At 65.5% G+C, this 9,011-nt stretch carries 8 protein-coding genes; 2 read left to right on the top strand and 6 right to left on the bottom strand.

The annotated features are described in order from the left end of the window. Nucleotides 1-122: 122 nt before the first annotated feature. Nucleotides 123-734 carry a TetR/AcrR family transcriptional regulator gene (locus tag V7Q53_RS16140; protein WP_333829709.1) on the top strand — a complete coding sequence of 204 codons (612 nt, stop codon included), beginning with the start codon at nt 123-125 and terminating at the stop codon, nt 732-734. 6 nt (nt 735-740) lie between these two features. On the opposite strand, the gene V7Q53_RS16135 is transcribed toward V7Q53_RS16140, so the two are convergent. Genes V7Q53_RS16135 through V7Q53_RS16125 form a run of 3 tightly spaced genes read right to left on the bottom strand, consistent with a single transcriptional unit; the run spans nt 741 to nt 3,710 of the window. Continuing rightward, a complete protein-coding gene (locus V7Q53_RS16135; RefSeq protein ID WP_333829708.1) occupies nt 741-1,382 on the bottom strand; it encodes a hypothetical protein in 642 nt (213 codons plus the stop codon). Nucleotides 1,383-1,392: 10 nt separating this feature from the next. Next, nucleotides 1,393-1,974: a TadE/TadG family type IV pilus assembly protein gene (locus V7Q53_RS16130; RefSeq protein ID WP_333829707.1), complete on the bottom strand. Its 582-nt coding sequence runs from the start codon at nt 1,972-1,974 to the stop codon at nt 1,393-1,395. Continuing rightward, nucleotides 1,971-3,710 (bottom strand): pilus assembly protein TadG-related protein, encoded by a 1,740-nt coding sequence (locus V7Q53_RS16125; protein WP_333829706.1) that lies wholly within the window; start codon nt 3,708-3,710, stop codon nt 1,971-1,973. Before V7Q53_RS16125 ends, V7Q53_RS16130 begins: the two co-directional genes overlap by 4 nt. Nucleotides 3,711-3,967: 257 nt before the next feature. On the opposite strand from V7Q53_RS16125, the gene V7Q53_RS16120 reads away from it, so the two are divergent. Continuing rightward, the gene (locus V7Q53_RS16120; protein WP_333829705.1) at nt 3,968-5,398 is read left to right on the top strand and encodes a Glu/Leu/Phe/Val family dehydrogenase; all 1,431 of its coding nucleotides are present in this window, start codon (nt 3,968-3,970) and stop codon (nt 5,396-5,398) included. 383 nt (nt 5,399-5,781) lie between these two features. On the opposite strand, the gene rsmA is transcribed toward V7Q53_RS16120, so the two are convergent. From rsmA to V7Q53_RS16105, 3 genes are read right to left on the bottom strand one after another with little or no spacing between them, the layout of a single operon-like run. Beyond that, the gene (rsmA, locus tag V7Q53_RS16115; RefSeq protein ID WP_333829704.1) at nt 5,782-6,618 is read right to left on the bottom strand and encodes a 16S rRNA (adenine(1518)-N(6)/adenine(1519)-N(6))-dimethyltransferase RsmA; all 837 of its coding nucleotides are present in this window, start codon (nt 6,616-6,618) and stop codon (nt 5,782-5,784) included. Continuing rightward, on the bottom strand, nt 6,615-7,592 hold the full coding sequence (pdxA, locus tag V7Q53_RS16110) for a 4-hydroxythreonine-4-phosphate dehydrogenase PdxA (protein ID WP_333829703.1): 978 nt from the start codon (nt 7,590-7,592) through the stop codon (nt 6,615-6,617). The genes rsmA and pdxA overlap by 4 nt, the downstream gene beginning before the upstream one ends. Before the next feature lie 46 nt (nt 7,593-7,638). Next, nucleotides 7,639-8,952 carry a peptidylprolyl isomerase gene (locus tag V7Q53_RS16105; protein ID WP_333829702.1) on the bottom strand — a complete coding sequence of 438 codons (1,314 nt, stop codon included), beginning with the start codon at nt 8,950-8,952 and terminating at the stop codon, nt 7,639-7,641. Between the last annotated feature and the right edge of the window lie 59 nt (nt 8,953-9,011).

The following is a 9,011-nucleotide window of genomic DNA, read 5'->3' as shown; positions in this document are numbered from 1 at the left end:
TGTCGGGGCAGGGGGCGCGGGTGCGCCAGCAACACTTTACGGCGCGTGCTGCGCCGAGGGAAGCCGCTTTTCCGGCGCGGATCGGGGCTTGAATTGAACGGGTGTTCATTCCATGCTGCGCCATGGCCCGCAAATCCGGATCCCGCGCAGAAATCACCGGCCCGCGTCTGCGCGATGCAGCGCTGCTGCTGTTCGCGCGCCACGGCTATGCGGCGGTGTCGATGCGCCAGATCGCGGCTGAAATCGGTGTGCAGGCGGGCGCGCTTTATCTTTACATCGACGACAAGCAGAGTCTGCTGTTTGACCTGATGCACAGCCATATGCAGGAGCTGTTTCAGGCATGGCAGGACAGCCTTTCCAGTGTGGATCAGGGCGGCGCGGGCGCAAACACCGCCATGGCCCGGCTTGAGCATTTCGCGCGCTTTCACATCCGCTTCCACGCCGCGCGCCAGGACGCGGTTTTCATCGCCTATATGGAGCTGCGCAACCTCACCCCTGAGAATTTCGCGCGGATCGAGGCCCTGCGGCGGCGCTATGAGACCGAGCTGGAAAGCATCCTGCGCGCCGGGCAGGCCGAGGGCAGCATGGCACTGCCCGATACCAAACTTGCGGCACTGGCCATCATCGCCATGCTCAACGGTGTGAATACATGGTTTCGTGAGGGCGGGCGCCTCAGCCGTGACATGGTCGAGGACATCCATATCGACATGATCCGCAAGGCCGTCGCGCCCTGAAACGGATTACCAGCCGCAGACCACATGCCCGTGCTGGCAGGGCGTCAGCGCAATCTGGGTGCCAGTTGAGGGCTCAAACACGATCTGCGGCGCAAAACGGGGCCGCGTGACCACGAAATGCGCAAAGATCCGCTCCCCCAGCCCGTCTGTCACCGGGGGCACATAATGCATCTCGGTTTCCATCAGGATAGCGGTGTCCGCGCGCGGAATGACCGGCAGGCGGTCAACGGATTCGTTCAGGCGCGCGGTGCTCAGCGGTATGCCGCCCCGCGTGGCATAGGACCAGACGACCTGATATTCCTCATCAATCACGTTCCAGTACACGCTGGAAACCCGCAGGCTCGTGGCATGGTTGGAGCGGCTGATGTAATCATAGACATTGTGCAGCCCCTCCAGATAGTTGGGGGTGACCGGCGCAACCTGCCGTGAGATCAGGTCGGAAAGCGTGTAGGCGGCTGAGACATTGACCTTCTGGGTGCGGAACGCGTCATAGAAGATCAGCAGCGCCATGAAGGCGGCCAGCAACGCGGGCAGCACGAGCACCGCCTCGATGGCCAGCGCGCCGCGTGTGTCGCGCAGCCATTGGCCAAGCGCACCGTGGCGCGGGATTTGCGGGGCGGGCTGGTTGTCTGATGTCCGGGCTTTCATGCTTCTGCCCCTATCGCGGTTCATTGACATAGACCGAACTGGTCACCAGCCCGAACCCGCCCGACGCATCGCGCGGCAGGCCCAGCCCAAGGCCCGAGGTGGGGAAGACCGGGTCAACAATCAGGCAGACGCGCACCAGCACCAGATCATGCTCAACCCCCGGTGTCAGCACCACCGCCGGGACGGTGTTTTCGGCACGGTTGACGCAGGGCGCATTCCCGGCGGGAAGGACGATGTTCTGCGGGTTCAGGCGGCGCAGTTCGACCAGCAGACTGGCCTCGCAATTGCGGATGATCACCGTGTCGCGACAGATGCTTTCGCGCAGCGTTTCGGGTGAGACAGGCTGCAACCTGCCCAGCCGCAGCGCACGCATCGTCTGCTCCATGCCGCGCTCCATCATCGTCTGGCGCGCGCTCAGCACCCCGGCTTCGACCCCGGCCAACAGGATCGACAGGAAAACCGGCACCAGAATGACGAATTCGACGGTGGTGGAACCCTCATCGCGCTGCCAGAATCGCAACCGCGCGGCCATGTGGCGCAGGAAGGGGCGGCGCAGGAAGGGGCGGCGCAGAAAGGGGGGGCGCGCGCTCATTCGACCAGCCTCAGCTGACGGATATGCGAGGCGATGGCGCGGAAGGCCTCGGATATCTCGACACCTTCGACATCAAAGAAATGCGACGGCGTGGTGGCGCATTGCCGCAAGCCGTTGATCCCGCCGGTATCCGCCTCAAAGGCGACCGAGAAAACGGTGATCCCGGCCTCGCGCGCCGCATTGCAGATCTGTTGCAGGCGCTGGTCCTTGGCGGTGACGCTGACATTGCTGGCGGTGAGCCAGCTCTGGCTGATCTGCTGGGCGCGCGTGTTGCGCTGGTTGTTGGTGCCGCCGGGCAGTTGCGCCTCAGCCCAGATATGGCGCGCGGCCCAGTAGGGATAGCTGCGCTGGAACAATTCCGGCCAGCTCAGTTGCCGGGCGGTATTGTTGTCGAAGGAAGCGCAGCGCTGTTCCCACCGCGTACAATTGCCCCGCGTATTGTAGGCGGCGCAGGTATTCGTGCAGTTCTGACCCGTCGCGCCCCAGGGAAAGTCATGCCACTGCCCGTCGTTGCGGTGCCAGTAGCGGTTGTCGGAGGGCTCGTGCAGTGAATAGGTGGTGAGCGAATTTCCCTGCGCGGTGTTTATCCAGACCGGAGAGAGGCCGGATTTGAACTCAGGACGCAGGCGGCGTTCCTCAAAGTTCTGCCCGTCGGTCATCAACACCACGATCTTCATGGTCTCAGGATCGTCGAACGCCACCGGGCGCCCCTCCATCCCCGCATCGACATGACCGGCCCCGATCATCCCGCTGACCACCGGCCGCAGGCTGGGATCCAGCAGCGCCACGCCCCAGCGCATGCCAATGTCAATCGAGGTGGCGCCGCGCGCCTGCATCGCATTGACCCGCCCGATCAGCTCCGCGGCCTCGGTGCCCAGTGCGCGCACCACCACACCGCTGTTCCCCGGCGCGGTCGGGCAGTTATAGATCGTGGGGTCGCCCCATGAATCGCCCAGCGGGTTGTTCTGCTGGTAATAGCCGTATTGCGGATAGAGATAGAGATTGCCATGCCCCGCGCCCTGCAACCGGATGTCGGGGGGCAGCGCCGTGGTGTTGTAGTGATGACTGTCGAAATCGACGCAATGCGAGAACGGCTGGCGATGCGCGACATCGAAATGATCCAGCAACGCGGCGCCTGCGTTCACCTGCCCGGTATAGGGCACCAGCGACATCGAGATGCTGCCCTCATCCGAGGTGCCGAAGACCGTGTTGATGAATTCCTCCGCGGCGGTCTGCAGGTTCTGCAGCCGCCCGAAACTGTTCATCGAGCCTGACAGATCCAGCACCAGCGAGATTTCCAGGTTCGGCACCCGCTCTTCGGCGGCGGAAACCACCTGCATCCCCAGCTCCCGGATGCCAACCATATGCATCAGAAGCGTCGGCACCGTGCCCCGCGCCGTCACCCGTGCCTCGCGGAAATTCACGCCCTGATCGGTTTCGATGGAATCGATCAGATGCTCCAGATTTTCACGCGCCAGATAGTCGCGGATCACGGTTTCCATGTCCTGCGTCTGGCGCAATGAGGTTGCCGCCAGCACCGCGCGGTCGGTGGCGCCCTGAAGGCGCACCCGCTCCTGCTCATAGCGCATCAGGTCGATGCCCACCCCGCCCATCAGCACCAGCCCCAGAAACAGGAACAGCGCGAAAAGGGCCAGCGCGCCCTCACTGCGCGTCTGAAACGCACGCAGCCGGGCCAGCAGCAGGGGCAGGAAAATGCCGGACGGAACACCAGTCATCAGACTCACCACGATACAAAAGCCGAAAAGCACGCCTACAGCACTTTCCTTCACCGCATCTTAAGGCCCGGCATGGTCAATTTGCGGCGCGTTTGGTGCGAAACTGTGACCTGTGGAGGATATTGTTTCGACTGAACGCCGGATGAGCCGAGGGGTTGTTTTTGAAACTGCTCAGGAAATGAGCTAGCTTCGGCAAATCGCAGGCAATAGATGTCAGTCAGCGGCCCCAGCGCCGCGCCCCGGCCAAAGGTGAGACCATGCTTCAGAACAACGAACCAAGCTTCCGCGAGAATGTCGATATCATGTTCAACCGGGCCGTCGCCCTGATGGACCTGTCGCCGGGGCTTGCCGAAAAGATCCGTGTCTGCAACGCCACCTATACGGTGCGTTTCGGGGTGCGGCTGCGCGGACGGATCGAAACCTTCGTCGGCTACCGTTCGGTCCATTCTGAACATATGGAGCCGGTCAAGGGCGGCATCCGCTACGCGATCGAGGTCAATCAGGATGAGGTGGAGGCGCTGGCGGCGCTGATGACCTATAAATGCGCGCTGGTGGAAACGCCTTTCGGTGGCTCCAAGGGCGGGCTGTGCATTGATCCGCGCCAGTATGAAGAGCATGAGCTGGAACAGATCACCCGCCGCTTCGCCTATGAGCTGGCCAAGCGCGACCTGATCAACCCGGCCCAGAACGTGCCCGCGCCCGACATGGGCACCGGCGAGCGTGAGATGGCCTGGATCGCCGACCAGTATGCGCGGATGAACACCACCGACATCAACGCGCGCGCCTGCGTCACCGGCAAGCCGCTGAATGCGGGCGGCATCAAGGGCCGGGTGGAGGCCACGGGGCGCGGCGTGCAATACGCGCTGCGCGAATTCTTCCGCCACGCCGAGGATGTCGCATCAGCCAGGCTTTCCGGTAAGCTGGCGGGCAAGCGGGTGGTGGTGCAGGGGCTTGGCAATGTGGGCTATCACGCGGCCAAATTCCTGTCCGAAGAGGATGGCTGCCCGGTCATCACGGTGATCGAGCGCGATGGCGCGGTGCGCAACCCGGACGGGCTGGATATCGAAAGCCTGCGCAACTGGATCGGCCAGACCGGCGGCGTGCGCGATTTTCCGGGCGGCACCTTTGATGAAAACGGGGCCGTGGCGCTGGAAGATGACTGCGACATCCTGATCCCGGCGGCGCTGGAGGCGGTGATCCATATGGGCAATGCCGCCCGGATCCGCGCCCCCCTGATCATCGAGGCCGCGAACGGCCCCACCACCGCCGGGGCTGACGAAATCCTGCGGGGCAAGGGCACCGTGATCATTCCGGACATGTATGCCAATGCCGGGGGCGTGACCGTGTCCTATTTCGAATGGGTCAAGAACCTCAGCCATATCCGCTTTGGCCGCATGCAGCGGCGCAACGAAGAGGCGCATGCCCTGCTGCTGGTGGACGAGCTTGAACGCCTCTCGGCGGACCGGCAACTGGGCTGGGAACTCGCGCCGGATTTCAAGAAGCGCTACCTGCTTGGCGCGGATGAGCTGACACTGGTGCGTTCGGGCCTCGATGACACGATGCGCACCGCCTATCAGGCGATGCGCGAGGTCTGGAAAACCCGCGAGAATGTGCCAGACCTGCGCACCGCCGCCTATATCGTCGCCATCGAACGCGTCGCGGCAAGCTACCGCGCCAAGGGTCTGTGACCGCTCAGGGGCGGGCGCAGGTCCGCCCCTGTTTTCCGCCCGCGCCGCCCGGCCAGCGGCAGGCACGGGTTTTTGCCACATGGCGAATGCCTTCCGGGTCTTCGCGCCCCGGGCGCCTTGCACCGGCACGCCGCGCCCTCCCTCTAACCCCTTCAGGCGCGCGGCATAGAGGCAAAGCCAGAACGCCCGCCCCTTCATCTGTTCAAAAATATCCTGGGGGTGAATGGGCCGCAGGCCCAGAGGGGGCAAAGCCCCCTTTCCTGCCTATCAGGCATCATGCCGGCGGTAGACCAGAGCACGGCTCCTGAGCCCGGGTTCCCGGCGAGATGAAACGCCTCGCTGTCGCGGAGGAAAAAGACCTTCAGGCCGGATCAACCCGCCGCTCAACCTTCTTTCAGATCGCGGGCCAGCGCGCAGAAGGCTTCCAGCCCGATCTCCTCGGCGCGCGCGGTGGGGGCAATTCCCAGCCGTTCCAGCCGTGCGCCGATTTCCGGGTCCAGCCCGCGCAGACTGGCGCGCAGCATCTTGCGGCGCTGGTTGAACGCCGCCGCCACCACCCGCTCCAGCATCTTTGCATCCGCCGGAAAGCGCGGGCCGGGCAGGCGGGTCAGATGAACCACGGCAGAGCTGACCTTGGGCGCCGGGGTGAAGGCCTCGGGCGGCAGGGTCAGCACGATGCGCGCATCGCAACGCCACTGCGCCAGCAGCGCCAGCCGCCCATAGGCCTTGCCGCCGGGCTTCGCCACAATCCGCTCGGCCACCTCGCGCTGGAACATCAGCGTCAGGCTGTCCCAGAAGGGCGGCCATTGCGCGGGGGTCAGCCAGCGCACCAGAAGTTCGGTGCCGACATTATAGGGCAGGTTCGCCACCACCTTGATCGGCGGAGTCAGATGCGCCAGTGCATCCACCTCCAGCGCATCACCCTCGATCACCTGAAGCCGCCCGGGATAGGCCGCGCCGATCTCGGCCAGCGCGGGCAGGCAGCGCGGGTCTTTCTCGATGGCGAGAACCCGGCGCGCGCCCTCGGCCAGCAGGCCGCGTGTCAGCCCGCCGGGGCCGGGCCCCACCTCCAGCACATCGGCCCCGGCCAGATCACCGGCGGCGCGGGCGATCCTGGCGGTCAGGTTCAGGTCCAGCAGGAAATTCTGCCCCAGCGACTTGCGCGCGCGCAGGTCGTGGCGGGCGATCACATCGCGCAGGGGCGGCAGATTGTCGATCACGCCGCGCGCCTTGCGGCCATCGCCGCCGCCATGATCAGCGCCGCGCGCAGGCTGGACGGGTCGGCCAGCCCCTTGCCCGCGATGTCATAGGCCGTGCCGTGGTCCGGCGAGGTGCGCACGAAAGGCAGGCCCAGCGTGACATTCACCCCGCCTGCAAAGTCGATCGCCTTGATCGGGATCAGCGCCTGATCGTGATACATGCAGACCGCCGCATCATAGCGCGCGCGCGCCGCCGGGTGGAACATCGTGTCGGCGGGCAGCGGACCAGACAGGTCAAACCCCTCAGCGCGCAACCGTTCCAGCACCGGGGCGATCAGCGTGATTTCTTCGCGGCCCATCGCGCCGCCTTCGCCCGCATGGGGGTTCAGCCCGGCCACGGCGATTCGCGGCGTGTTCAGTCCGAAATCGCGCTTCAGCCCGGCATGGGTGATGCGGATCACCTGCTCCAGCCCCGGTCCGGTCAGCGCGCCGGGCACGTCGCGCAGCGGGATATGGATGGTTGCGGGCACCACGCGCAAAGCCTCGCAGGCCAGCATCATCACCACATCACAGCCGCCTGCCAGATGCGCGAGAAACTCGGTATGCCCCGGAAAGGCGAAACCCGCGCCGTCCTTCAGCGCTTTCTTGTTGATCGGGCAGGTGACCAGCCCGGCAGCATGCCCCTGCTGCACCAGCGCCACCCCCTGCGCGATCGCGGCGATGATGCCGGGGGCGTTGGCCGGGTCCGGCCTGCCGGGCTGCGCAGGGGCGGCGAAAGGGACCGGAAGCACCGGCAGAACATCGGCGGGCAGGGTGAGCGCGTCACGCGGATGCGCCACCTGCGCCCAGCGGGTGCCCACGGGCAGATGCGCGGGGTCGCCGAGCCAGACAAAGCGCGGCAGACCGGCAGCGCCGACAAGCCGCGCTACGATCTCAGGTCCGATCCCGGCAGGATCGCCACAGCTGACCACCAGCGGGGAGAGGGCGGATTGCATGGTTCAGCCCCACGGGAGGCAGGAAAGCGGCAGGCGGTTCATGAGGTCACCGGGTGCGGATTTCGGCTTCCGCACGCAGGGTCTGCAGATAGATCTCGGAAATCCCTTCAAGCGCGCGGTTGTAAAGCGACAGCTCGATATCGGCGCGGGCGGGGCGCGGATCAGGGACGATATTGCGATGGCAGAGCATCAGCACCACCAGTTCGCCGCTTTCCGACAGGTTGGCCGAAATCTGCCCCGGATTGAGCCGCGCCAGTTCGGTGGCGACCCCGGTTGACAGCTCATTCTGCCGCTGGGTCAGCGTGGCCACGCCCCCTTCGGGGATTTCCGGCGCGACCTGACCGATGACGCGGCCCAGATCGGCACAGCTGTCCGTGGTTGCCCGGATCTGGGCGACGCGCTGCAGATTGGCCTCGGAACGGCCACCCGGCAGGCCTGCGCGGCGGTATTCAACCTCGATATCCCCGGCGGGCACGTCGCGCGTGTCACGGCGACCGCGCAACTGGAAGATCGCATAGGCGCCGGGCACCTCGATGGGGCCGATGATCTCGCCGGTTGCGGCTGCCATGGCCGGAATCGCCACAGGCTCAGGCAGCGAGGTCAGTTCGATCCAGCGGTCGATCCGGCCGCCCTGCGGTGCGGTAGGCGCAGCCGAGACCTGACGCGCGGCATTCGAGAATTCTTCCATCGAGGTGATGGCAAGGATCTGCGGAATCAGTTGCTGCACCGGCTCGGCGAATTCGGGGTCGGAGGGCAGGAAGATCTCGGACAACAGCACCTCGGTCACCGGGCGGACGGCGGTAACCGACAGCGCCTGATCGACCTGCGCGCCGGTCACCCGGACATCGCCGCCGTGGCGCTGGTTGACAAGGTCGCGCCACAGCACGCCGGCATGGATGAAGTTCTCGAATGTGGCGCTGTCAACGCCGGCCTGTGCCAGCCGCTCTATCATCTCTTCGCGCGTCAGTTCGGCGCGCGCCGCGAATTCGTTCATGCCCGCGCGGATATCTTCCGGGGCGACACGAAGGCCAAGGCGCCGCGCCTCCTGCATGCGCAGCCGGTCTTCGATCAGCCGTTCGCGGGCCTCGGTGCGCGGATCATTGCCGCCGACCCCGAGAAATTCCAGAAAAAGGGCGTACTGGCTGATCTCGTAATTGGTGATCGCCTGATCGTTGACATAGAGCGCGGCGGCAAAGGGTGATTGTGCCCCTGCCGGAAGCGGTGCGCCAAGCCCCGCCAGCACCAGTGCAAGCGCCGCTGCCAGCGGCGCTGCGCGGCGCGGCCTTCGGCCAGCCCGGGCGAAAGTGTTGCGGGCAGTTTCGGGGGTGGGGCGTGAAAACATCGGCAGCATTACAGGCATTCCGTTCATCTTTGTTCGGTTCACCCTGGCGGTGCGCGCGTGCACCCGGGGCGTTCTGT

Source organism: Pararhodobacter sp., from assembly GCF_036802785.1.
GTDB lineage: Bacteria > Pseudomonadota > Alphaproteobacteria > Rhodobacterales > Rhodobacteraceae > Pararhodobacter.
The sequence above is the reverse complement of the archived record's forward strand: the minus strand, read 5'-3'. Positions and strand labels throughout refer to the sequence as shown.